Below are 22,126 nucleotides of genomic sequence, written 5' to 3' on the forward strand. Positions count from 1 at the left end.
CCTACGGTAGGAAATCGCGCAGCGAGGGGCTGTGAATGCGTAAGTCGAGCGATCAACGGGAGAGCCATCGAATGGACCGTCGCCAATTCGTCAGCGGAGCTGCGCTCGGCGCCGTCACGCTGGCCACGCCGTCGCTGCTGCGCGCCCAAAGCGCGCCAATCAAGATCGGCGAGATCAACAGCTACACCTCGCAGCCGGCCTTCCTCAAGCCCTATCGTCAGGGCTGGGAGCTGGCGCTGGAACAGGTCAACGCCGCCGGCGGCGTGCTCGGCCGCAAGGTCGAGACCCTGTTCCGCGACGATGCCGGCAAACCCGAGGATTCGGTGCGCCTCGCCGGCGAACTGATCAACGCCGAGAAGGTGGATCTGCTCTCGGGCGGCTTCCTCTCCAATGTCGGCCTCGCCATCGCCGACTACGCCCTGCAGAACAAGCGGCTCTACGTCGCCTCCGAGCCGCTCTCGGACGCGATCGTCTGGGCCAAGGGCAACCGCTACACCTTCCGCCTGCGCCCATCGACCTACATGCAGGCGGCGATGCTGGTCGAGGAAGCGGCCAAGCTCCCGGCCAGGAAATGGGCGGTCGTGGCGCCGAACTACGAGTACGGCCAGTCGGCCGTGAAGTGGTTCAAGGAGTTGCTGAAGAAGGCCAAGCCCGACGTCGAGTTCGTCGCCGAGCAGTTCCCGGCGCTCGGCCGCATCGATGCCGGAGCGACCGTGCAGGCGCTCGAGGCTGCCAAGCCCGATGCGATCTTCAACGTCACCTTCGCCGCTGACCTCTCGAATTTCGTCCGCCAGGGCAACACCCGAGGCCTGTTCGAAGGGCGCACGGTGGTCTCGATGCTGACCGGCGAGCCGGAATATCTCGACCCGCTCGGCGCCGAGACGCCGGTCGGCTGGATCGTCACCGGTTATCCGCATGCCGACATCCAGACGCCGGATCACGTGAAGTTCCGCGACGCCTACAAAGCCAAGTACAACGATTACCCCCGCCTCGGCTCGGTGGTCGGCTTCGACACCATGAACGCCATCGCCACCGGTATCGCCAAGGCGGGCACGACCGAGAACGAAAAGCTCATCGATGCTCTGAAGGGGCTGAAGTTCACCTCGGCCTTCGGCCCGGTGGAGTTCCGCGCTTCCGACCATCAGTCGACGCTCGGCGCCTATGTCGGCAAGACCGCGGTCAAGGACGGCAAGGGCGTGATGGTCGATTGGCGCTACGCCGACGGCGCCAAGTACCTGCCGTCCGATGCAGAGGTGAAGACGCTTCGCCCGGCGGGCTGAAGCGCCAGGCTTCGACCTGATCTAGACTGGGAGACCCGGCCGCGGCACGCCGCTGCGGTCGCGGGAGGATTGCGCCCTTTTTCGCCTGTTTCGATGGAACCTCGCATGATCGATCTGATCTTCGCGCAGACGCTCAACGGCCTGGCCTCGGCCTCGTCGCTCTTCCTCGTCGCCTGCGGGCTGTCGATCATCTTCGGCGTGACGCGGATCGTGAACTTCGCGCATGGCTCGTTCTACATGCTTGGCGCCTATCTCGCCTTCACACTGGTCTCCCGCTTCGGCCCGGCCGACGTGCTCGGCTTCTGGGGCGGCGTGCTCTTGGCGGCGCTGATCGTCGCGGCGCTTGGCGCCATCGTCGAGATCGTGATCCTGCGCCGGATCTACCAGGCGCCCGAGCTGTTCCAGCTCCTCGCCACCTTCGGGCTGGTGCTGATGGTGCAGGACATCGCGCTGGGCATCTGGGGGCCGGAGGACAAGCTCGGCCCGCGCGCGCCCGGCTTCAAGAGCTTCGTCGTGCTGATGGGCAGCCGCTTCCCGAGCTACGAGCTCTTCCTGATCGTGGTCGGGCCGATCATGCTCGGCCTGCTCTGGTTCCTGTTCCAGAAGACGCGCTGGGGCACCTTGGTGCGCGCCGCGACGCAGGACCGCGAGATGGTCGGCGCGCTGGGCGTCAACCAGCGCCTGCTCTTCACCTCGGTCTTCGCCTTCGGCGCCGGCCTCGCCGCGCTCGGCGGCGCGCTGCAGCTCCCGCGCGAGGCGGTCAACCTGCACATGGACCTCTCGATGATCTCGGAGGCCTTCGTGGTCGTGGTCGTCGGCGGACTCGGCAGCGTCACCGGCGCCTATCTCGCGGCCGTGCTGATCGGCATCATCCACGCCTTCGGCATCCTGATCTTCCCGAAGATCACGCTGGTGCTGGTCTTCCTGGTGATGGCCGTCGTGCTGGTGATCAAGCCCTATGGGCTGATGGGCAAGCGTCCGGTCGGCAGCGCCCATGCCCATGGCCCGGTCGAGCCGCTGCTTCTGCCGGCGAGCCACAACGTCAAGCTGATCGGCCTCGCTGCGCTCGCCGTATTGCTGCTCGCACCCTTCATCGTCGCCGATCATTGGCTGCTGACGCTGACCGAGCTCTCGATCTTCGCGCTCTTTGCCGCATCGCTGCACTTCATGATGGGGCCGGGCGGCATGGCCTCCTTCGGCCACGCCGCCTATTTCGGGCTGGGTGCCTATGGCGCGGCGCTGGCGGTGAAGTGGCTGGGCATGCCGATGCTGCCGGCGCTCGCCTTTGCGCCCTTCCTCGCCGGCATCGCCGGTTTCGTCTTCGGCTGGTTCTGCGTCCGGCTCTCCGGCGTCTACTTGGCCATGCTGACGCTGGCCTTCGCCCAGATCGCCTGGGCAACCGCCTTCCAATGGGTCGACGTCACTGGCGGCGACAACGGCATTCTCGGCGTCTGGCCAGCGGCCTGGGCGAGTTCGAAGCTGGTCTATTATTACCTCGCCCTGGCGGTCTGCGTCGCGGCGATCCTCGCTCTGCGCGTCGTCGTCTTCGCGCCCTTCGGCTATGCGCTCCGGGCCGGCCGCGACAGCCCGCTCCGGGCCGAGGCGATCGGCCTGCCGGTGATGCGCATCCAGTGGATCGCCTTCATCATCGCCGCCTTCGCGGCGGGCATCGCCGGCGCCCTCTTCGCCTTCTTCAAGGGCTCGGTCTTCCCGACCTATATGGCAATCCCGCGCTCGGTCGACGGCCTCCTGATGGTGCTGCTCGGCGGCGTCCAGACCGTGTCGGGGCCGATCGTCGGCGCCTTCGCCTTCATGGGGCTGCAGGAGCAATTGATGAAGGCGACAATGTACTGGCGCTTCGTCCTCGGCGCCTCGATCGTCCTGCTCGTCATCCTGTTCCCCCGCGGCCTCGTCGGCACGGCGCTCGCCTTGTCGGAACGCCGCCGCGAGGCCGAGCCGGCCACACCTGTCGCCGTCGCGCCGGAGCCCGCCCGATGAGCCCGGTCCTTGAAGTCCGCAATCTCGGAAAATCCTTCGGCGGCGTGCGTGCCGTCGACGATGTCAGCTTCTCGGTCGAGGCCGGCAAGCTTTTGGCGCTGATCGGCCCCAACGGCGCCGGCAAGACCACCTGCTTCAACATGCTGAACGGCCAGCTGCCTTCCGACCGCGGCGAGGTCATCTTCGACGGCAAGATAATCACCGGCCTCAAACCGCGCGAGGTCTGGCGCCTAGGCGTCGGCCGCACCTTCCAGATCACCGCGACCTTCGCCTCGATGAGCGTGCGCGAGAACGTTCAGATGGCGCTGATCTCGCATGCGGGTGAAACCTGGACGCTGTTCGGCCGGGCCAAGGATCGCCACGTCGCCGAAGCCGATGCGCTGCTGAAGCAGGTCGGCATGCTCGACCAGGCCGAGCGCGCCTGCGGCGTGCTTGCTTATGGAGACTTGAAGCGGGTCGAGCTCGCGGTCGCGATCGCTAACAAGCCGAAGCTCCTGCTGATGGACGAGCCGACCGCCGGCATGGCGCCGCGCGAGCGCATCGCCTTGATGGCGTTGACCGCCGAGATCGCCAGGGAGCGCGGCATCGCCGTGCTGTTTACCGAGCACGACATGGACGTGGTCTTCGCCCATTCCGACGCGATCCTGGTGCTCGACCGCGGCAAGCTGATCGCCAAGGGCCGGGCCGAGGAGGTCCGCAACGATCCGGCCGTGCGCGCGGTCTATCTCGGCTCCGGCGCGACCTCGGGAGGCCACTGATGCTCGAGATCGAAGGGCTCAATGCCTATTACGGTCGCGCCCATATCCTGCACGGCGTCGGCTTCTCGATGGGCCGCGGCGAGGTGCTGGCGCTGATGGGCCGCAACGGCGCCGGCAAGTCGACGACGATGAAGGCGGTGATGGGGCTGGTGCCGCCGCAAGCGGGCCGCGTCGTCTTCGAGGGACATACCATCGTCGGCCGCGAGCCGTTCGAGATCGCCCGCCTCGGCATCGGCTATGTGCCGGAAGAGCGGCGGGTCTTCTCCGAGCTCAGCGTGATGGAGAACCTCTCCGTCGCACAGCGGCCGAAGCGCGAGGGCGCACCGCACTGGACGCCGGAGCGCCTGTTCCAGCTCTTCCCCAATCTCGGGCGCATGCGCGACCGGCCGGGCGGAGCGATGTCCGGCGGCGAGCAGCAGATGCTGACCATCGCCCGCACGTTGATGGGCAATCCCAAGCTCGTCCTGCTCGACGAGCCCTCGGAGGGCCTCGCCCCTGTCATCGTCGAGGAGATGGCCAAGACCATCCTGGCGCTGAAGGGCGAAGGGCTCTCGGTGCTGATCTCCGAGCAGAACCTGCACTTCGCCGGCTCGGTCGCCGACCGCGCCACCATCATCGAGAAGGGCCTGATCCGCTTCACAGGCACGATGGACGAACTCAAGGCCGACGAGGCGGTGCGGGCGCAGTATCTGTCGGTTTGAGCGGCCTATCGCGGAACCACTTCGTCTTTCCGGGGCGCCGCGCAGCGGCGAGCCCGGAACCCAGAACCGATACCGCCTCAGGACAGACATCCAGCCGCCCAGCTTCACTGAGCCGCCGCACCGGTTCTGGATTCCGGGCTCTTCGCTGCGCGAAGCCCCGGAAAGACGGCAAGGGCGCGCCCAAACGAAAAACCCCGGAAGCTTGCGCTTCCGGGGCAGGTGCCCGGCCGTGACCACGGCCTGGGGGGAGGAGCCTTACCAGCCGGCGAGGACCGAGCCCTTGAAGCGCTCGGCGACGAAGGCCTTGATCTCGGGGGTGTGATAGGATTCGAGCAGCGCCTTGACCCAGGGCTTGTCCTTGTCGACCTCGCGCACGGCAATCAGGTTGACATAAGGGCCCTTCGGGTCCTCGCGCAGGATCGCCGAGGTCGGCTCGATCTTGGCGTCGACGGCGTAGTTGGTGTTGATCGCGGCAGCAGCGACGTCGGGGAGCGAACGCGGCGTCTGGGCCGCCTCGATCTCGATGATCTTCAGCTTCTTCGGGTTGCCGACGATGTCGGCGACGGTCGGCTTGAAGCCGACGCCGTCCTTGAGCTTGATCACACCCTTGTCCTGCAGGAGGAGGAGCGAGCGGCCACCATTGGTCGGGTCGTTCTGGATCGCGACGGTGGCGCCATCTGGCACCTCGGCCCAGCTCTTGTACTTCGACGAGTAGATGCCGAGCGGGAAGTTCACGGTCAGGCCGACGCTGACCAGCTTGAAGCCGCGATCCTTCACCTGGTTGTCGAGATAGGGCTGGTTCTGGAAGGAATTCGCCTCGAGCTCGCCGGCGGCCAGCGCTTGGTTCGGCACGACATAGTCGGAGAACTCGATGATCTTGAGGTCGAGTCCCTTCTTGGCGGCGATCGGCTTCACCTTCTCCAGGATCTCGGCATGCGGGCCGGGCGAGGCGCCGATGCGGACGACCTGGTTCTGCTGGGCGAGCGCCGGGGCAGCAAGGACGAGCGAGGCGGCAAAGCCGAGCGCGAGGCGGCGGCTGAAGAGGACGGACATGGTAGCTCCTTGGTGAACTGAACGGGTTGGAAACGAAAATCGATCAGGCGTGACGCAGGCGCTTGTTGAGGTGGCGCGACAGGCGATCGCCGACGCTCTGCACGGTCTGGACGAGGACGATTAGCACTGCGACGACGATCGCCATCACATCCGGCATGAAGCGCTGATAGCCATAGCGGATGCCGAGATCGCCGAGCCCGCCGCCGCCGACCGCGCCGACCATGGCCGAGAAGCCGAGCAGGCTGACGAGAGCAAGCGTCAGGCCGAGCACGATCGCCGGCAGCGCCTCGGGCACCAGCACCTTGCGGACGATCTGCAGCGGGCTCGCGCCCATCGAGCGCGCCGCCTCGACCAGGCCCTGATCGACCTCGCGGATGGCGCCCTCGATCAGGCGGGCGATGAAGGGCGTCGCGGCCACGGTCAGCGGCACGGTCGCGGCGAAGGTGCCGATCGAGGTGCCGGCGATCAGCCGGGTGAACGGGATGATCGCGACGACCAGGATGATGAAGGGCGTCGAGCGCGTGGCGTTGACCAGCGCACCGAGCACCGCGTTGACCGCGGGCGCGGCGAAGAGCTCGCCCTTTTTGCTGGTAGCGAGGAAGACACCGAGCGGCAGGCCGAGCGCGGTGCCGAGCCCGGCCGCGATCGCGACCATCAGCAGCGTGTCGCCGGTCGCCTCGACGATCAGTCGGATGAGTTCAGGAGACATGGCCGACCAGCTCCGCCTTGAGACCGAGGGATTTCAGCGCGCCGAAAACGGCGGCGAGCTCAGGCTCGCTCGCCGGCACCGAGACCAAGAGGCTGCCGAACGGCTTGTCGCCGATCGCATCGATGCGGCCGGCAAGGATGTTGACGTCGACGCCGATGACGGCGCTGAGGCGGCTGATGACCGGGGTGGTTGCGTTCTCGCCAGTGAAGGCGATGCGCAGCACGGCACTGTCGCCGGCGAGCGCCTGCGCATGGATGCGGCCGGCAAGGTATTCGGGCACCTCGACGCCGGTCACCGCCTCGACGAAGCTCGCCGTGGTCGGGTGGCGCGGCCGGGTCATCACCTCGAAGGTCTCGCCCTCCTCGACGATGTGGCCGCCCTCGATCACCGCGACGCGGTCGCAGATCTCCTTGATCACCGGAATCTCGTGGGTGATCAGGAGGATGGTGATGCCGAGCTCGCGATTGACCTGCTTGAGCAGGGCCAGGATCGCGCGCGTCGTCTCGGGGTCGAGCGCCGAGGTCGCCTCGTCGCAGAGCAGCACCTTCGGCTCGGTTGCCAGCGCCCGGGCGATGCCGACACGCTGCTTCTGGCCGCCGGAGAGCTCGGCCGGGTAACGCTCGCGCTTGTCGGCAAGCCCGACCAGATCCAGCAGGCGACTGACCTGGGCCTCGATCTTCGCCTTGGGCACGCCGGCGATCTCCAGCGGCAACGCGACATTGTCGAACACGGTGCGCGACGACAGCAGGTTGAAATGCTGGAAGATCATGCCGGTGGCGCGCCGACGCTCGCGCCAGCCGGCCTCGGTCAGATTGGTGACGTCCTCGCCCTCGATCAGGATGCGGCCGGCGGTGGCGCGCTCCAGCCCGTTGACGAGGCGGATCAGCGTCGACTTGCCGGCACCAGAGCGGCCGATCACGCCGACGATGCTGCCACGCGGCACGACCAGGTCGATGCCGGCGAGCGCCGTCACCGGCTCCTGGCTGTCACGGCTGGCAAAGGTCTTGCCGACGGCTTCGAAGCGAATGATCGCATCGGCCGGTGGCGTCGGAAGGAGGGCCTCGACGCGAAAGGCGTCGGGCTTCACGGGGGCGTTCATCATGACCTCAGAAATGCGTGTGGCACGACCAGTGCGCAATGCCTAATTGCTCGAGCGTGACCTCGCGGATCGAGCGGCGGCGTTCCTCGGCACCAAGCTCGGCGAGGGAGCGCTCCAGCCAGCGCGACTCCCTCGGTTCGACGGGCACCGCCCGCTCGAACCAGGCGGCGAATGCCGCGCGCAGTGTCTCGAACAGCGTCACCGGCTCGCCTCAGGCCGCCAAGCGCAGGCCGGGACGCGAACGGACGAGCTGGCGCGCCGCCAATTCGGCCGCGACCGGCGTCGCGAAGCGCTGGCCTTCGAGCCGATCGAAGGCCGCGGAGGCGGAGATAAAGGTGAAGAAGCGCTCATCGGCGCCGCGGGCGACGAGGCCCGCCTGGGTTTCGCCGACCTCGATGACATAAGCCTGGCGGGTCGGCGGGTTGGAAATGACCTGGGACTGGAACGACATGACGATCTTCGCCGCGTTGCGGCGCCCTGTACTGAGTGATGTCGGAAAAGACGCCGGTGGCGGCGTCAACGCTGGATCAGCGGCGACAACAGCACATCATCGAACGGCGGAGCTGTTCGGCAGGGCGGAGCGGGAAACCGGTCATGTTCATCTCCTCAAAGCCAGGAGCCCACGACCACGTCGTGGCGCTTTAGCGTTTGGTGACGCGGCGCAAGCTGCTCGCTCAAATCTCCGCGGCCATCGGTGAACCGACGACGTCCGTAATTTAGGAAAGCTCGTTCTGCATGTCAATCCAAACGTTCTTTTAAAGGTACGCGGCGATTAGGAAGAGCCTTTCGCCGAACGGGCGGAGAAGGAAATTTTCTTTTCCGGCGTGGCCCATACCACCCCTGGCGTAGAACAACCTGCCAATCTGGCATCGCCCGGCCGACCTGCTATCGTCGCACCGACTCAAGGCGGGGCGGGATGAACGACAGGACGGACAGCGCCAGCATCGTGGACGGGCGGATGACGCTGCCGGGGGTGGCCGGCGCCTTCGTCCAGGACGCGGCGAAGCTGCTCGCCTTCACGGCGGAGGGGCTCGTCGTGGTCTCCGGGCACGACTGGCGCGACGGCGCGTTGCACGACGCCGGACGTATCGAAGCCCACGCCCGGCCGAACGGCGCGCGGCTCGCCCGGATCGACCAGCCGGAGCCAGCGCAGGACCTGTCCCTGACGATCCGCTCCTTCCCCGGCGAGAATGCGCCGTTGCTGCGCCTCAGCTCAGCCGCCGGGGCACAGGGCGATCTCGACGACCGGCTCGCGGCCGAACTCTTCCTCCCGCATCCCTTGTTCGCAGGGCTGCGGAAAGACCTCACTGACGGCCGCGCCGGTCATCTCTCCTTCGCCGCGACGACCAATCTCTGGCTGCGCGAGGGCAGCGCGGACGAGGAGCCGCCGCTCTTCCACCTCGCGCCAGAGGCTGATGGCCGTCCGCGCCAGGCGCATGGACGGGTGCAAAGCATCAGCTGGCGGGCCGCCGCGAACGAAGCAGCTGGCGACCCGGCCTTCCTCGCAAGGCAACCGGATCAGCCGGCCGAGACCGAGCCGCCGGAGGACCCGGTCGCCGAGCAGCTCAGGCGGATCAACTGGAGCCTGAAGCAGGTCCTGATCGTCCTCGCCTTCCTGATGCTAATCATCGCGTTGAAATAGGGCTCATTCGTCCTGCGAGCGCTGGTTGGCTTGCGTCTCGTAGACCTGCTCGTTCTCGATCCACTTGCCGTCGAGGCCGCGCCCGCGGTTGAGCTGCGTCTTGTCGCGATTGGAGAGCACTTTGTGGTCGGGCAACGAGGCCGGCCGCGTGCTCGTCGCGCCGGTGCCGTCTCCCTTGCCCTTGATGCTCGGACCGAGCTTCCCGCCAGCATTGGCCATCATCGTCTCCTGTGCGCGCGTCGAGCCCCCATGCTTTGCCAACGCCTCGGCTCAGCGATGGTTCGGCACGAACTTCAGCCGCACGCCTGCGTTGTTTCCAGCGCAAGCCAGGAGCCCATCCATGCTCGACATCCTTCCCGCCCCTGACCATGTCGCGGCCTTCCGCATCACCGGCACGCTTTCCGAGCCGGATTTCGACACGCTGATCGCCGAGATCGAGAGCAAGCTCGAACGTCACGAAAAACTTGGCATCCTCGCCGACCTCAGCGGCTTCGAGGACATGACCTTCCGCGCCGGCCTCAAGGATGCGCGCTACGGCTTCGGCAAGATCCTGCAATGGCGCCGCTTCCCGCGCGAGGCCGTCGTCACCGACAAGGGCTGGATCGAGACGCTGGTCGCGATCGCGAGCCCGCTCGTGCCCTTCGTCGAGGTCAGGAGCTTCAAGCCCGACGCCTTCGACGCAGCGCTCGCCTGGGCGAGCGAGATCGAGGGCGGGCCGAACGCCTGAGTTCAGGCGGCACCCAGGGCATGCCGGCCTCCCGACGCTGTGGCGAAAACATGGCGCGCAGATGAACGGCAGCCGACTGCCCCGTTCAGGCGGGGTTCCAGCCGAATGCGCTTCAATAGCGACAACTCAAAAGGAGATGCCCTATGCGCCACCTTCTCATCGCCGCGGCGATCGCGCTCGGCGCGGCCGTCACTCCGGCGGCCGCCAGCGAAGCCTTCAGCGGCGCTGCCGCCCTCGACAAGGTCGAGGCGACCTACACCCGCCACACCCGCGAGCACCGGATGTGGGAAATCCAGCGCAATATGGAACGCCAGAACCGCTATGGCGGCCACCATCGCGGCTATGACCGTGGCTACGGTTATGGCCGCCACCGTGGCGGCCCGCCGCCCTGGGCCCCGGCCCATGGCCGCCGCCATCACGACCGCTACGACCGCTGGTAGAGGCGGTCCGTACCCCGCGCCCTTCGCCACCCTGTCCCCCAGGGCGAAGGGCGCGGGTTTTTTATTGAAAGGGCGCGAAAACCGCCACGCAAAGCCACCCGCGCCCGAATGTCTCCTGGATGGGCGAGGGGCTGCGCTCTTGCCTTCGACGGCTGAGCCAGATTTCAGCTCACCGGCGCGTATTTCACCACGCAGCCATAGGCCTTGGTCGCAGACTCCGAGACGGCCTTGCCGGCCTTGAGCTCGGCCACCGCCTGGCGGACATAACTCTTGGCGCCGGTCAGGCTGGAGGCGCTCGACGAGGGCTTGTCGTCGATCGCGCCGGCATAGGCGAGCGTGCCATTGGGATCGATAATGTACATGTGCGGCGTGGTCTGGGCGCCATAGGCGCGGGCCAGCTGGCTCTTCGGGTCGAGCAGGATTGAGGCCGGGGCGGCGTCGCGCGTCTTGGTCAGCTCCTTGGCCTTGGCTGCATCGACATGGCCCTGCTCGCCCGCAGGCGAGGAGATCACCGAGAGCCAGACGATGCCATCCTTGGCCATGTCCTTCTGCAGTGTCTGCATGGTGGCACTGTTGTAATGCTTCCGGACATAGGGGCAGTCATGGTTGGTCCATTCGAGGACCACCGTCTTGCCGGAATAGTCCGAAAGCTTCTGCAGCTTGCCGTCAACGTCGACCACCGAGAAATCGGGGGCCTTGGCACCGGTCTTGGCCGCGCTCTGGGCAAAGGCTGCGCCCGAGGTGAGCGCCAGTGCGGTGGCGGCAAGGCCGGCGAGGAAGGTCTGTCTGCTCACGGCTTTCATCGTCAGTCTCCTTCTGAGGTTGAAACGTCGGGGCTTGGCTTCACTTCTGGCTTGATGCGGTCTTCACCTCTTTGCCGGCGGCGCGCTGAGCGGCGCTGACCACGGTCTCGGGCGTCAGCAATTGCGGCAGCACCTCGGCCTGCGCGCCCTTCGTTCCCGGATAGAAAAGATAGAGCGGCACGCCGGCCCGGCCATACTCCGCCAGCGTCGCGGCGATCTCGGCATTGCGATTGGTCCAGTCGGCCTTGAGATAGGCGACGCCGAGCTTGGCGAAGGCGTCCTTTACCTCCTGCCGCGACAGCGCGACGCGGTCATTGGCGAGGCAGGTGATGCACCAGGCGGCGGTGAAGTTGACGAAGACCGGCCGCCCTTGCGCCTGCAATTCGGCGACCCGCGCCGGCGACCAGACGCCCGGCGCTTCCGCTCCGGCCTGCGCCGTAGGCTGCGCTGAAGGTGTCGCACTCTCGATCACGAAGGCCGAGGTCGCGCCGACAAGCAGGATGGCCGCCAGACCTGCTGCGATCCGCAAGCCACGGCCGCTTCCGCGCGTCACGCCAATCAGCCAGAGCGCGAGGCCGGCAATGAGGATCGCGACCAGTGCGGCGAGTGCCCCGTCGGCGCCGGCCTGCATGGTCGCGACCCAGATCAGCCAGATCGCGGTCGCGAACATCGGGAAGGCAAAGGCCTGCTTCAGCACGATCATCCAGCGTCCCGGCTTCGGCAGCAGGCGCAGCAGCCCTGGCGCGAAGGAGAGCGCGACGACCGGCGCAGCGAAGCCGAGCGCCAGCGCCATGAAGATCGAGAGCGCTGCGGCGGGCGGTTGCGTCAGCGCATAGCCCATCGCCGCGCCCATGAACGGGGCGGTGCAGGGCGTTGCCACCACGACGGCGAGCGCGCCGGTCATGAAGGCGCCGACCGGCCCGCTGCGGCTGGCGAGCCCGTCGCCGACGCCCTGCATGCGGCCGCCGATCTCGAAGGCGCCGATCAGGTTGAAACCGATCAGCGTCATCAGCACGGCGAGCAGGATGACGAGCGGCGGCGACTGCAACTGGAAGCCCCAGCCGGCGCCGAGGGCGATGACCAGTGCGCCCAATATCAGGAAGGTCGCGAGCACGCCGGCGAGGAAGAGCAGCCCCTGCTGGCGGACCTCGCTTCGGCTGGCCTGCGCGACCTGCGCGAAGCCGAGCGCCTTGATGAACAGCACCGGCAGCACGCAAGGCATCAGGTTGAGGATCAAGCCGCCGGCGAAGGCAAAGGCCAGCGCCAGCCAGATCGTCAGGTCTTCGGCCGGAGGCGGCGGCAGCGTCACTTTCGCTAACGGCTGCGACGGAGCGGCAACCGCCTGCAGCAAGGCCGGCTCGACCTCGGCGCTGAGCGCGAGCGCGCGCCTGGCGCCGCCTTCCTCGAAGGTGAGGACGCCGTCGGTCATCGGCGTTCCGACCTTGAAGGCGGTGGAGCGTGTCAGCGTCAACGCGCCGCCATCAGCCGGCTGCGCGGCCGCATGCTCGATCAACGTGTCCAGGATCGGGAAGAAGCGGATATCGCTGGCGCCGGCCGGAAGATCGGGCAGGGTCAGCGTGAGCTTGTCCTCGCCCTTCGCCGTCAGCTTGCCGGTGAAGCCCGCCGGCCTTGGCAGGGCGGCGCGAGCCTGCTCGATCCGCGCCTCAGCATCGGCATCGACTGCGCTCGTCGCCGCGATCGGCAGGTCGAGCGTGAAGGCGCCCTCTTCGGGAATGCAGATCTTCTCGCAGACCAGCCAGGTCGCCTTGGCCGAGAGCGTCAGCGTTTCGCCCGGCTTGGCGTTCGCCGGGACCGAAATCTCGACCGGCAGCACAACATTGTCTTCGAAGCCGAAATTGACCAGCGGCTCGACACGGATCGCCTTCGGCGCCGGCCACTGGATCGCGCCGGCGCTCACGCCCTCCGGCAAGGTCCATTCGATCCGCGTCGCTTCGCCGGAATCGCCCGGGTTCTGCCAGTAGCTGTGCCAGCCCGGCGCGAGCTTCTGGGTCAGGGCGATCTGGAAGCGCTCGCCCGGTGTGACCGCATCGCGGCTCGACAGCAAGGTGGCGGTGACGCGCGGCGAGATCACGGCGGCGGATTCGGCGGCGAGCAGCGGCGCAGGCGCCAGCAAGGCGAGTGCCATGGTGGCGCGTTGCAGCAACCGGTTAGCGGTCCGGCGTGATAGGCTCGTCGCGATCATGCCCACCAGATGCCCGCTTCCATCGCGAAAAGCCAATGACAAGCGGGTGATAGCGGCGCGAGGTCGCAGGCTCTGGATCTTTGTTTTATCGCATTTTCTTCACGCGAACCGGTATCCACTTCGCTCGAAAATGCTCTACGCCGCCCCGAGCCGCTCGCCGCGATAGACGCCGGAGCGGATCCTGCTCCACCAGTCGCGGTTCTCCAGATACCAGGCGACCGTCTTGCGCAGCCCGCTTTCGAAGCTCTCCTGCGGCCGCCAGCCGAGCTCGCGCTCGATCTTGGAAGCATCGATTGCATAGCGCTGGTCATGGCCCGGCCGGTCGGCGACGAAGCGGATCAGGTTTTCGCGTGGGCCTTTAGCGGCATCGGGCGCAAGCTCGTCCATCAGCGCGCAGATCGCCTTGACCACCTGAAGATTGCTGCGTTCTGCCGAGCCGCCGACATTGTAGCTCTCGCCGATCCGGCCGCTCTCGGCGATCAAGGCGAGCGCGCGGGCATGGTCCTCGACATGCAGCCAGTCGCGGACATGGGCGCCGGAGCCGTAGACCGGCAGATCCTTGCACTCGAGCGCGTTGAGGATCATCAGCGGGATCAGCTTCTCGGGGAAGTGATAGGGCCCGTAATTGTTCGAGCAATTCGAGAGCACGACCGGCAGGCCGTAGGTGTGGTGCCAGGCCCGCGCCAGATGGTCGGAGGCCGCCTTCGAGGCCGAATAGGGCGAGTTCGGCTGATAGGGTGAGCTCTCGCTGAACAGCCCGTCCTCGCCGAGCGAGCCGAAGACCTCGTCGGTCGAGATCTGGTGGAAGCGGAAGCCGGCCCGCTCCACCGGCGGCAGCGAGCGCCAGTGCCGCAGCGCCTCCTGCAGCAGCACGAAGGAGCCGACGATATTGGTCTCGATGAAGGCGGCCGGCCCATCAATCGAGCGATCGACATGGCTCTCGGCCGCGAGATGCATGACGATGTCGGGCGCGAATTCGGCGAAGGCCCGCCGCATGGCCGCTGCATCGCCGATATCGGCCTCAAGGAAGGCAAGGCGCGGATCGTTCGTGACAACGCTTAGATTGTCGCGATTGCCGGCATAGGTCAGTTTGTCGACGACCAGCACCTGATGCGGCGTCTGCCGGATCAGGTGGCGCACTACGGCGGAGCCGATGAAGCCGGCGCCGCCGGTGACGAGATAGCGCTTCACGCGAAGTCCTCATAGCGGAACGGGCTGACGAAGCCGGCAAAGCCGGGCAGGGCTACGTCCCTGCCGGAAAGCTGCGCCTCGGCCTCGGAGACCGGCCAGTCGATCGCAAGCTCAGGGTCGTCCCAGGCAATTCCGCCCTCGGTCTGCGGCGCATAGGGACCGTCGACCTTGTAGACGACCTCGGTATCGGGCTCGAGCGTGCAGAAGCCATGGGCGAAGCCGTGCGGCACGAAGAGCTGCTCGGCGCCATCCGCAGTGAGCGTCGCCGCACACCATCTGCCGTAGCTGGGCGACCCCCGGCGAATATCGACCGTGACGTCGAAAATCGCGCCTTTCAGCACCCGGATCAGCTTGGCCTGCGCCGCTGGCGGGGCCTGGAAGTGCAGGCCGCGGACCACGCCGCGTGCGGCCGAGAGCGACTGGTTGTCCTGCACGAAGACGGCACCGATGCCTGCCGCCGCGAAGTCCTGTGCGCTCCAGGTCTCCATGAAGTAGCCGCGTGCATCGCCGAACTTCTTCGGGCGGATCAGCACGACGGCGGGAATGGCGAGGGGCTCGAAGGCGAACTTGCTCATGGCGTCCTTGAACCCTCGCTGGCGCGCGCCGTCAACGCCCGCTCTAACTCAAAGTGAGAGACGGGTTCACCGATCAGATTGATTCAATCTGATCGGATCCGGCTCTCGCGATCCGCCCGCCCGTCATTGGTTCCGCCACGCCCGTTGTCAGCGGAAAGCTGATCGGCAGCTCGGCCTTGCGGCGCATGGCGAGGAACGCGAAGCACTCCGCCTCGATTGCATCGCCGCGCCAGCCGACCGCCTCGGCCGGAACCGCCTCGGCACCAGTGCGGGCATTGAGCGCCGCCATGATCGCCGGATTGCGCCGCCCGCCACCGCAGACGATCAGCTTTCTCGGCCTGACCGGAAGCAGGTCGAGTCCGCGTCTGACCGCGCCGGCAGTGAAGGCGGTCAGGGTTGCCGCCCCGTCCTCGAAGGAGAGGCCCTCGGCCATGGCGGCGGTGAAGTCATGGCGGTCGAGCGATTTCGGATAGGACGCGAAGAGATAGGTGTGTTCGAGCAGGCGCGCGAGCCTCTCCTCGTCCACTGTTCCGGCCAGCGAGAAGGCGCCGTCACGGTCCATCTCGCCCTTGTCGTGCTGCTTGATCCAGTCGTTCAGTGGCGCATTGCCCGGCCCGGTGTCGAAGGCGAGCACATGGTCGGCATCGGCGAAGGCGCTGAGATTGCCGACGCCGCCGAGATTGAGAACGGCGGTCTCCTGCCCGGCGCCGATGCTGCGCATCAGCGCGGCATGATAACTCGCGACCAAGGGTGCGCCCTGGCCGCCGGCGCGGACATCGGCCGTGCGGAAATCATAGACGACATCGATGCCGAGCCGCTTCGCCATCAGCGCGCCGTCGCCGAGCTGGCGGGTATCGCCCTTGCGTTCAGACGTCGGGGCGCGATGCAGCACTGTCTGGCCATGGAAGCCGATCGCTGCGACCTCGCTCGCAGCGATGCCCTCGGCGGCGAGGAATTCAGCGACCGCCTCGGCCTGCGCCAGGGTCAGGGCGCGCTCGGCCTCGGCGAAGATCGCCGGCTCCGCCCCCTCGAAGCGCCAACCGAGCGCCGCCTGCACCGCCTCAGTCAGCAGGTCGCGAACCTCCTGGCGATAGGGCGAAAGCCGCCATGGGCCGAACTCGGCGACCGCTGAGCCGTCCGTCCGGATGGCGGCGATGTCGATATTGCCGTCGAGGACCGTTCCGGTCATCAGGCCGATCGCCCAGGCTGGCTGCATGCTCTGCATCTCCTCTTGCCCGGCGCGATGCCTGTCACAGGCAAAGTCCGCCCGCAATCCCGACCCGATTCCGACCCAATCGCCACCTACCCAAAGGCGAACCCGCCCTGGAGACCGGCATGCTGACCCGTCGCTTCGTCTTGATCGCCTGCCTGGGTCTCGTTCCGACCGCGCCGGCTCTCGCACAGATATCGAGCGGCGAGATCGGTGCGCCGCCGCTCGACGTTCCGTCCTCCGACGCACCGACGGCGCCACCATACCCGCCCCGGCCGCCGGAAGCCGACGATGATGACTACGGCATCAGCCGGCGCGAGGCCGTGCGGATCGCCCGCCGTAGCGGTGTGGTCGATGTCGAGAGCGTCCGTCGCCGTCGCGGAGTCTGGATCGTCTCGGGCACCGATGATGACGACGAGGACATCCGCGTCGTCATCAATGACGAGGGTTATGTCGTCGCGGTCAGGCGCGACTGAGGTCAGCCGACCCGCAGCGCTGCGTCAAAGGCGTCCTGCAGCATCTCCCGACACTGCCTGGCCTGCTCTCGGCTGGGCTCGTGCAGGATATGCGGCGTGATGTCGGCGAGATCGCGCAGGGCGAAATCGATCGCCGACATGAGGTCGAGCGCATCGCCGTCATGCTCGACGACCGGCGGCTTCAACCGGAACTGCAAAACCTGACCCATCAGGACCTGACCCATTACGCGTGTCTCACGAGACTGGAAGGCGAATCGTTCTGCTGAGTCTCGCCCGCAATCGGTCAGGAACCGGTTAACGCCGCGTCGGCGTCATTTCTTTTCGATGTTCCAGAACAGCATCACCGGCGCTGCCAGCACGCCCGAGACATTGGCGCGCCTGGCATAAGGCTGATCGAACTGACCCAGAACGCGATAAGGCTGCATCTCGGCGAGCCTTCTGTGCAGCGCCTCGACCGCCGCCTTGCGGGCGGCATCGTCGGGCGCATCGACCACCGCGCCGCGCAGTTTCTCCGCTTCGGCGTCGCAGGGCCAGCCGGCCCAGGCTTTCTCGCAGGCCATGTTGGTGCCGATATTGGTCATGGGCGACTGCATGGTCGCGCCCGAGGCATAGGTCACGAACAGGTTCCAGCCGCCCTGGTCCGGCGGGCTCTTGTTCTGCTGGCGCGTGGTAACGGTGCCCCAGTCGGAGAACTGGACGGCGACATTGACGCCGGCCTTCTTCAGCTGGGCGGCGGCGACCTCGGCCATTCGGCCGATCGCGGCGATGTCGTTGCTGGTGGTCAGCACCAGCTTCTCGCCCTTGTAGCCGGCCTCCGCCAGCAACTGCTTCGCCTTGTCCAGATCGGGCTTGGCGTAAGCCTCCGTGCCGGCCTGCGTGCCGTTTGGCCCGCCGCAGATGAAGTAGGCGGCGCAGCGCTTCCACCATTCCTCGTCGCCGAAGCCGCCGGCGAGGAACTCGGCCTGGTCGGTGGCATAGGCGAGCGCGAGTCGTGCCTTCGGGTTGTCGAAGGGCGGATGCAGACTGTTCGGCCGCAGCATCACCTGGTTGGCGAGGTTGGAATAGCGCTCGACCTTGACGTCCTTGGCCGCCGCGACCACCGGGATCAGGTCCTGGCTCGGCTGTTCCCAGATATCGATCTCGCCGGTCTGCAGGGCGGCCGCCGCCGTTGCCGCATCCGGCATGATCAACCATTCGACCCGGTCGACCTTGACGACGCGGCCGCCGGCGAGCCCGTCAGCCGGCTCGGAGCGCGGCGCATAGTCGGGGTTCCTGTCGTAAACGACCTTGGCGCCGCTGCGCCATTCGGCGCGATTGAACTTGAACGGGCCCGAACCGATCGTCTCGGTCACCGGCTTCATCGGGTCGGTCGCGGCATCGGCCTCGCGCATGATCACCGGAATCTGGCCGACCGCAGAGCCGAGCGCAAACGGCACCAGCGCCATCGGCTTCTTCAGCTTGAGCACGAAGGTCCTGTCGTCCTTCGCCTCCATGCCCTCGGTGTACTCGCCGAGCTTGCCGCCGATCGTGTCGCGCTTCATCCAGCGCGTCAGCGAGGCGATCACGTCGCGCGTCGTCACGGGCTGACCATCGTGGAATTTCAGGCCCGGCCGCAGTGTGAAGGTCCAGCTGAGCCCGTCCGGCGCAGTCGAGAAACTCTCGACCATCTGCGGCTTCGGCTGGAGGTTGGCGTCCCAGGCAAACAGGGTCTCGTAGATCATCAGCCCGTGCATGCGGGTGATCACGATCGAGGCGGCGACGGGATCGAGCGTCTTGAGGTCGGCGTGCGGCGCGACCCGCAGCACGGATTTGGGCGCCGGCTGCGCCTGTGCGCCGGCGGAGAGCAGCAGTGCCGTCGCGCCGATGAGTGTCGCGGCAAGGCGGGATCGGATCATGGCTGACCTCCCTGGTCGATGCGGGTGAAATGCAGGATGCGCGAACGATGGCCGGCGAGGCGCAAGCTTCCGTCCCCTTGCAGCCAGAGGCAAGGCCGGTGCTGCCACGGGCCGTGCGCGAGATCGGCCAGCGTCCGCCCGCCGGGCAGTGGCGTTAGCCGGGTCTCGCGGCCGATCGTCCCGGCCCAGGGCCAGGACGCCGTGCCATCGGCGCGGATCGTGATCGCGACGCCGAGCCGATCATCGCGCCAGCGCCCGACGAGGCGCTCGTCGAGCTTCGTCTCGGCCGGCACCGGCAGCAGCCGGCGCGACACGCCGCCGATCGTGCCAGCGAGCGCTCCGTCGGCTTCAGGCTTCAGCCTGACATCGAGATAGGCCGGCAGGCTGCGCAGGCCGCCGGTTCCGTCCGAGACGAGCTTCTCATAGCCGCCCATGAAACTGATCGCGCCGCTGGCGAGCTCGGCCCAGAACGGCCCGTCCTCAGCTGTATAGAGCCCTGTCGGAACGCTCTCTGGCTCGCTCGGCAAGGTTTCGCCGGTCAGCGCCGCCAGCACGCGCAGGGCCGGCCAGAGCGCATCCTCCTCGCGATTGGTCAGCACGACCACGCCGACGCCTTGGTCAGGCGCCATCAGCATATGGTTGCGATAGCCAGTCAGCGATCCGCCATGACCGATGATCCTGATACCGCCGAGCCGGCTCGCGACGAGGCCGAGCCGGTAGCCGCTCTCGCTGCCATCGGCGAACTGGCGCGGTGCGGCGAGTCGGTCGAGCAGCCCGGCATAGAGTTCGCGCCCGGCCATCAGCCCCGCCGCCCAACGCGCCAGCCCGGCCGCGCTGCCGGCCATGCCGCCCGAGGCCGAGAAGTTGAAGCCGTAGAAGCCGCGCCGCCAGCTTTGCCCGTCATGCCAGTAGCCGATGGCGAGTCCCGGGACGACCTCGGTTTCGTCGGAGACGAAGCGGATCGGCAGCGCGGCCGGCACCATCAACTCATTCACCAACTGCGCCGCGCCCTTGCCGGTTCGGCGTTCGAGGATCGCCTGCGCCAATCGCCAGCCGGTGTTCGAATAGGCCATCTCGGTGCCGGGCTCGGCATTGAGCCCGGGCAGGCGGCAGGCAGCGGTGAAAATCTCGCTGGCGGACAGGCTCGCGGTGAAGGGCGTGCCCAGCTGCCAGAGCGCTTCCATCATGTCCGGCAGCGCGCCGGTCATGTCGAGCGCGCGGCCAAGCGGCACCGCGCCCAATGCTTCCGGCAGCTCCGGGATGAAGCTACCGAGCGTTTCCTCCAGCGGAACCCCGTCCCGCAGAAGCATGGCGGCGCAGATATGCTTGCTGATCGAGGCCAGCCGGTTCTGCGTGTCGGGGGTGAAGGGCAGGCGGTGCTCGATCACCGCAAAGCCGCCGCTGGCGCTCTCGCGCACGCCGTCGCGGTCGAACAGCACGATGGCGCCGCCCGGCCCGCCTTGCCTCGTCCAGGGCTCGGCGATCGCCTGCGCTTCGGTCCGTCCCTTTATCCAGTCGACCATGCGCGTCTGCTCTCCGGCGATCCGTCCCGGATGGAACTGTCGCGGATAAGGGTGCGGCTAGGCAATCCTTCCGGTCATGCGTTGGCGTTCGGCCCCCTCGTCATGAAAGCGGCACAATCGCTGGTCGATCCTGCCGTCGCGCGCGCGGCATGCTGGACCACGGCCCGGCCCTGTCGGAGATTGCGGATTTGATGAAGCGATATTGAGGAGGCGGATTGGCATGAGACGCGCATTCTTCCTAGCCGGGGCCATCGGTCTCGCCGGCATCGCGGCGGGTTGCTCGCAGCCGCAGCGCTTCGGCGCCCCGCCTCCCGGCCTGGCGCCCGGCCCTGCGCCCGGCGCCACCGTGATGACCAAGCGGATCGTCAGCGACGGCGCCGGTGGCTTGCAATTGCCTGACGGGACGCGCGTCCAAACCGACCAGACAGGCGGCTTCGCTTTGCCCAATGGCGCTTATGTCCGGCGCGATCGTGCCGGGGCGCTCAACCTGCCGAACGGCTCACGCTGCGTGCCCGACAATCAGGGCGGCTACGTCTGCCCGTGAGCCGAGATCGGCTCAGCCGATCTCCGCGACGCGGTTGAAGAAGTCGGGCGTGCCCATCTGGCCGCCCTTCAACACGATATCGAGGCCGTCGAGCCTGGGATCGTCACTATGGGCGCTGCAGAGCGGCGCGCCCGGCGTGCAGGGCGAGCGATAGGATAGGCCCCAGAGATCGAGCGAACGGATCGCCAGCGTCGAGGTGTCGCCGCCGGCGACGACCAGCCGCGCGATCCGCGCCTCGTTCATGATGTCGCGCAGCAGTGCTCCGGTCGCGGCCGCGACCTTGCCGGTCTCGCCCGGTGCACCGGCCGGCTTGTCGGTGATCAGCATGACGTTGCGTTGCGCCAGACGCGCGAGCGCTTCGGCGCGCAGTGCCTCGATATATGCGGGCTCGCCGGTCAGTCGGGCCGGATCGATCGCGATCCGCTCATAGCCCTCGGCGAGATCGACCTGCGCGCGGGTCACCGGTGACAGGCTGCCGACCAGAGCGAGCAGGTTGCCGCCCGACTCGCTGCGCGCCAGCTTCGGCATCGCGGGTTGCGCAGCCTGCGGGAAGCCGGCGAAGGCTTGTGCGACGGAGCTCGCGCCGATCGCGAGCATCGGCCGCGCGCTCATCCGCGCACGCAGCAAGGCGCCGATCGCGACAAGATCGGAGGGATGCGAGACGTCGAAGAGCACGGCTTCGGGCTCTTCAGCCAGCGCAGTGGCGAGAGCCGGCCCGGCCCCGTCGCCGTCATAGCTGCGGTAATCGACGAGGCTGACGCGCTTCAACCCCTGCGCGGCGAGATGCCGCCGTAGATCGGCTTCGCCCATCGGCGTCACCGGGTGGGCGCTCATCGTCGGATGGCGGTCGATGCGATGCACGGTGCCGCCGGCTCCGGCTGCGGCGAAGAGGTTGCCGAACAGGCAGTAGCGGCCGAGATTTGGCTGGCCGCCAATGACGGGAAGCAGTGGATTAGGGAAATAAGGCCGCAAGGCGCGCGCGGCAGCGCCGAAGCTGCCGATCCCTGGCGCGCTGTCGAAGGTCGAGCAGCACTTGTAGTGCAGGAGGCCGACGCCGAGCGCGGCGAAGAAGCGCCCGGCCTCGTCCAGCTCCCGCGCCATGGCGTCTGGCGCCATTGCGCGCGTCGCGCCGGCGATGCCGATCGCATCGAGCGGTCCGGCGCTGGCGAGTTGCTGGGATGTCGGGATGCGCAGGAAGAGCAGAGCGCGCTGGCCGGCCTCCGCCAGTGTGGCGAGCGTATCGGTGGCGCCGGTGAAGTCGTCGCCGTACCAGCCGTAATGAGGCGCCTCGCCGGCCAT

Annotated in this window: 24 protein-coding genes; 9 read left to right on the forward strand and 15 right to left on the reverse strand. The window is 67.5% G+C overall.

Features of this window, described 5'->3' with window-relative positions; all coding sequences use genetic code 11:
* The first annotated feature begins 71 nt into the window (after positions 1–71).
* The 4 genes from B6S44_RS15275 (at position 72) to B6S44_RS15290 (ending at position 4,737) form a co-directional block, all read left to right on the forward strand.
* Positions 72–1,280 (forward strand): ABC transporter substrate-binding protein, encoded by a 1,209-nt coding sequence (locus B6S44_RS15275; RefSeq protein WP_129157753.1) that lies wholly within the window; start codon positions 72–74, stop codon positions 1,278–1,280.
* A 105-nt stretch (positions 1,281–1,385) separates the two neighbouring features.
* Complete coding sequence (locus tag B6S44_RS15280; RefSeq protein WP_129157754.1) at positions 1,386–3,278, forward strand: ABC transporter permease; 1,893 nt, start codon at positions 1,386–1,388, stop codon at positions 3,276–3,278.
* Positions 3,275–4,036, forward strand: a complete 762-nt coding sequence (locus B6S44_RS15285; protein ID WP_129157755.1) for an ABC transporter ATP-binding protein — start codon at positions 3,275–3,277, stop codon at positions 4,034–4,036. Before B6S44_RS15280 ends, B6S44_RS15285 begins: the two co-directional genes overlap by 4 nt.
* Positions 4,033–4,737 carry an ABC transporter ATP-binding protein gene (locus tag B6S44_RS15290; protein WP_201303087.1) on the forward strand — a complete coding sequence of 235 codons (705 nt, stop codon included), beginning with the start codon at positions 4,033–4,035 and terminating at the stop codon, positions 4,735–4,737. Before B6S44_RS15285 ends, B6S44_RS15290 begins: the two co-directional genes overlap by 4 nt.
* 255 nt (positions 4,738–4,992) lie before the next feature.
* Here the strand turns inward: B6S44_RS15290 and B6S44_RS15295 are convergent, their stop codons facing one another.
* From B6S44_RS15295 to B6S44_RS15315, 5 genes are read right to left on the reverse strand one after another with little or no spacing between them, the layout of a single operon-like run.
* Positions 4,993–5,790 carry a MetQ/NlpA family ABC transporter substrate-binding protein gene (locus B6S44_RS15295; protein WP_129157757.1) on the reverse strand — a complete coding sequence of 266 codons (798 nt, stop codon included), beginning with the start codon at positions 5,788–5,790 and terminating at the stop codon, positions 4,993–4,995.
* A gap of 43 nt (positions 5,791–5,833) precedes the next feature.
* On the reverse strand, positions 5,834–6,499 hold the full coding sequence (locus B6S44_RS15300) for a methionine ABC transporter permease (protein WP_129157758.1): 666 nt from the start codon (positions 6,497–6,499) through the stop codon (positions 5,834–5,836).
* Positions 6,489–7,598 carry a methionine ABC transporter ATP-binding protein gene (locus B6S44_RS15305; RefSeq protein WP_129157759.1) on the reverse strand — a complete coding sequence of 370 codons (1,110 nt, stop codon included), beginning with the start codon at positions 7,596–7,598 and terminating at the stop codon, positions 6,489–6,491. Before B6S44_RS15305 ends, B6S44_RS15300 begins: the two co-directional genes overlap by 11 nt.
* Positions 7,599–7,605: 7 nt before the next feature.
* On the reverse strand, positions 7,606–7,800 hold the full coding sequence (locus B6S44_RS15310; protein WP_129157760.1) for a hypothetical protein: 195 nt from the start codon (positions 7,798–7,800) through the stop codon (positions 7,606–7,608).
* A gap of 9 nt (positions 7,801–7,809) precedes the next feature.
* On the reverse strand, positions 7,810–8,049 hold the full coding sequence (locus B6S44_RS15315) for a hypothetical protein (RefSeq protein WP_129157761.1): 240 nt from the start codon (positions 8,047–8,049) through the stop codon (positions 7,810–7,812).
* A 465-nt stretch (positions 8,050–8,514) separates the two neighbouring features.
* On the opposite strand from B6S44_RS15315, the gene B6S44_RS15320 reads away from it, so the two are divergent.
* The gene (locus B6S44_RS15320; RefSeq protein WP_129157762.1) at positions 8,515–9,240 is read left to right on the forward strand and encodes a hypothetical protein; all 726 of its coding nucleotides are present in this window, start codon (positions 8,515–8,517) and stop codon (positions 9,238–9,240) included.
* Positions 9,241–9,243: 3 nt separating this feature from the next.
* Here the strand turns inward: B6S44_RS15320 and B6S44_RS15325 are convergent, their stop codons facing one another.
* Positions 9,244–9,462 (reverse strand): hypothetical protein, encoded by a 219-nt coding sequence (locus tag B6S44_RS15325; protein ID WP_248309615.1) that lies wholly within the window; start codon positions 9,460–9,462, stop codon positions 9,244–9,246.
* Positions 9,463–9,580: 118 nt separating this feature from the next.
* Here B6S44_RS15325 and B6S44_RS15330 point away from each other — a divergent pair, with 118 nt between their 5' ends.
* Both B6S44_RS15330 and B6S44_RS15335 read left to right on the forward strand, forming a co-directional pair.
* Complete coding sequence (locus B6S44_RS15330; protein WP_129157764.1) at positions 9,581–9,967, forward strand: SpoIIAA family protein; 387 nt, start codon at positions 9,581–9,583, stop codon at positions 9,965–9,967.
* Positions 9,968–10,110: 143 nt separating this feature from the next.
* Positions 10,111–10,407 carry a hypothetical protein gene (locus tag B6S44_RS15335; RefSeq protein WP_129157765.1) on the forward strand — a complete coding sequence of 99 codons (297 nt, stop codon included), beginning with the start codon at positions 10,111–10,113 and terminating at the stop codon, positions 10,405–10,407.
* 164 nt (positions 10,408–10,571) lie between these two features.
* On the opposite strand, the gene B6S44_RS15340 is transcribed toward B6S44_RS15335, so the two are convergent.
* From B6S44_RS15340 to B6S44_RS15360, 5 genes are all read right to left on the reverse strand, one after another.
* Entirely contained in the window at positions 10,572–11,210 is a 639-nt protein-coding gene (locus B6S44_RS15340; protein ID WP_129157766.1) for a thioredoxin family protein, read from the reverse strand.
* A 40-nt stretch (positions 11,211–11,250) separates the two neighbouring features.
* Complete coding sequence (locus B6S44_RS15345) at positions 11,251–13,374, reverse strand: protein-disulfide reductase DsbD family protein (RefSeq protein WP_206735172.1); 2,124 nt, start codon at positions 13,372–13,374, stop codon at positions 11,251–11,253.
* 174 nt (positions 13,375–13,548) lie between these two features.
* The gene (rfbB, locus tag B6S44_RS15350; protein WP_129157767.1) at positions 13,549–14,604 is read right to left on the reverse strand and encodes a dTDP-glucose 4,6-dehydratase; all 1,056 of its coding nucleotides are present in this window, start codon (positions 14,602–14,604) and stop codon (positions 13,549–13,551) included.
* On the reverse strand, positions 14,601–15,179 hold the full coding sequence (rfbC, locus tag B6S44_RS15355; RefSeq protein ID WP_129157768.1) for a dTDP-4-dehydrorhamnose 3,5-epimerase: 579 nt from the start codon (positions 15,177–15,179) through the stop codon (positions 14,601–14,603). Before rfbC ends, rfbB begins: the two co-directional genes overlap by 4 nt.
* 73 nt (positions 15,180–15,252) lie before the next feature.
* Positions 15,253–16,395, reverse strand: a complete 1,143-nt coding sequence (locus tag B6S44_RS15360) for an anhydro-N-acetylmuramic acid kinase (protein WP_129157769.1) — start codon at positions 16,393–16,395, stop codon at positions 15,253–15,255.
* 119 nt (positions 16,396–16,514) lie between these two features.
* On the opposite strand from B6S44_RS15360, the gene B6S44_RS15365 reads away from it, so the two are divergent.
* A complete protein-coding gene (locus tag B6S44_RS15365; protein WP_129157770.1) occupies positions 16,515–16,865 on the forward strand; it encodes a PepSY domain-containing protein in 351 nt (116 codons plus the stop codon).
* Positions 16,866–16,867: 2 nt separating this feature from the next.
* On the opposite strand, the gene B6S44_RS15370 is transcribed toward B6S44_RS15365, so the two are convergent.
* From B6S44_RS15370 to B6S44_RS15380, 3 genes are all read right to left on the reverse strand, one after another.
* Complete coding sequence (locus B6S44_RS15370) at positions 16,868–17,089, reverse strand: hypothetical protein (RefSeq protein ID WP_129157771.1); 222 nt, start codon at positions 17,087–17,089, stop codon at positions 16,868–16,870.
* 87 nt (positions 17,090–17,176) lie between these two features.
* Complete coding sequence (locus B6S44_RS15375; RefSeq protein ID WP_129157772.1) at positions 17,177–18,760, reverse strand: ABC transporter substrate-binding protein; 1,584 nt, start codon at positions 18,758–18,760, stop codon at positions 17,177–17,179.
* Positions 18,757–20,283, reverse strand: a complete 1,527-nt coding sequence (locus B6S44_RS15380) for a serine hydrolase domain-containing protein (RefSeq protein ID WP_129157773.1) — start codon at positions 20,281–20,283, stop codon at positions 18,757–18,759. Before B6S44_RS15380 ends, B6S44_RS15375 begins: the two co-directional genes overlap by 4 nt.
* A 220-nt stretch (positions 20,284–20,503) precedes the next feature.
* On the opposite strand from B6S44_RS15380, the gene B6S44_RS15385 reads away from it, so the two are divergent.
* Positions 20,504–20,827, forward strand: a complete 324-nt coding sequence (locus tag B6S44_RS15385) for a hypothetical protein (protein ID WP_129157774.1) — start codon at positions 20,504–20,506, stop codon at positions 20,825–20,827.
* Positions 20,828–20,839: 12 nt separating this feature from the next.
* Here the strand turns inward: B6S44_RS15385 and B6S44_RS15390 are convergent, their stop codons facing one another.
* Positions 20,840–22,126 carry a four-carbon acid sugar kinase family protein gene (locus tag B6S44_RS15390; protein WP_129157775.1) on the reverse strand — a complete coding sequence of 429 codons (1,287 nt, stop codon included), beginning with the start codon at positions 22,124–22,126 and terminating at the stop codon, positions 20,840–20,842.

Source organism: Allobosea sp. Tri-44, assembly GCF_004123845.1.
GTDB lineage: Bacteria > Pseudomonadota > Alphaproteobacteria > Rhizobiales > Beijerinckiaceae > Allobosea.

Coding starts and splice junctions, on each gene's coding strand:
- B6S44_RS15275 (WP_129157753.1), top strand. CDS start 72: ATGGACCGTCGCCAATTCGTCAGCGGAGCTGCGCTCGGCGCCGTCACG.
- B6S44_RS15280 (WP_129157754.1), top strand. CDS start 1,386: ATGATCGATCTGATCTTCGCGCAGACGCTCAACGGCCTGGCCTCGGCC.
- B6S44_RS15285 (WP_129157755.1), top strand. CDS start 3,275: ATGAGCCCGGTCCTTGAAGTCCGCAATCTCGGAAAATCCTTCGGCGGC.
- B6S44_RS15295 (WP_129157757.1), bottom strand. CDS start 5,790: ATGTCCGTCCTCTTCAGCCGCCGCCTCGCGCTCGGCTTTGCCGCCTCG.
- B6S44_RS15300 (WP_129157758.1), bottom strand. CDS start 6,499: ATGTCTCCTGAACTCATCCGACTGATCGTCGAGGCGACCGGCGACACG.
- B6S44_RS15305 (WP_129157759.1), bottom strand. CDS start 7,598: ATGAACGCCCCCGTGAAGCCCGACGCCTTTCGCGTCGAGGCCCTCCTT.
- B6S44_RS15315 (WP_129157761.1), bottom strand. CDS start 8,049: ATGTCGTTCCAGTCCCAGGTCATTTCCAACCCGCCGACCCGCCAGGCT.
- B6S44_RS15320 (WP_129157762.1), top strand. CDS start 8,515: ATGAACGACAGGACGGACAGCGCCAGCATCGTGGACGGGCGGATGACG.
- B6S44_RS15325 (WP_248309615.1), bottom strand. CDS start 9,462: ATGATGGCCAATGCTGGCGGGAAGCTCGGTCCGAGCATCAAGGGCAAG.
- B6S44_RS15330 (WP_129157764.1), top strand. CDS start 9,581: ATGCTCGACATCCTTCCCGCCCCTGACCATGTCGCGGCCTTCCGCATC.
- B6S44_RS15335 (WP_129157765.1), top strand. CDS start 10,111: ATGCGCCACCTTCTCATCGCCGCGGCGATCGCGCTCGGCGCGGCCGTC.
- B6S44_RS15340 (WP_129157766.1), bottom strand. CDS start 11,210: ATGAAAGCCGTGAGCAGACAGACCTTCCTCGCCGGCCTTGCCGCCACC.
- rfbC (WP_129157768.1), bottom strand. CDS start 15,179: ATGAGCAAGTTCGCCTTCGAGCCCCTCGCCATTCCCGCCGTCGTGCTG.
- B6S44_RS15360 (WP_129157769.1), bottom strand. CDS start 16,395: ATGCAGCCAGCCTGGGCGATCGGCCTGATGACCGGAACGGTCCTCGAC.
- B6S44_RS15365 (WP_129157770.1), top strand. CDS start 16,515: ATGCTGACCCGTCGCTTCGTCTTGATCGCCTGCCTGGGTCTCGTTCCG.
- B6S44_RS15370 (WP_129157771.1), bottom strand. CDS start 17,089: ATGGGTCAGGTCCTGATGGGTCAGGTTTTGCAGTTCCGGTTGAAGCCG.
- B6S44_RS15375 (WP_129157772.1), bottom strand. CDS start 18,760: ATGATCCGATCCCGCCTTGCCGCGACACTCATCGGCGCGACGGCACTG.
- B6S44_RS15380 (WP_129157773.1), bottom strand. CDS start 20,283: ATGGTCGACTGGATAAAGGGACGGACCGAAGCGCAGGCGATCGCCGAG.
- B6S44_RS15385 (WP_129157774.1), top strand. CDS start 20,504: ATGAGACGCGCATTCTTCCTAGCCGGGGCCATCGGTCTCGCCGGCATC.
- B6S44_RS15390 (WP_129157775.1), bottom strand. CDS start 22,126: ATGGCCGGCGAGGCGCCTCATTACGGCTGGTACGGCGACGACTTCACC.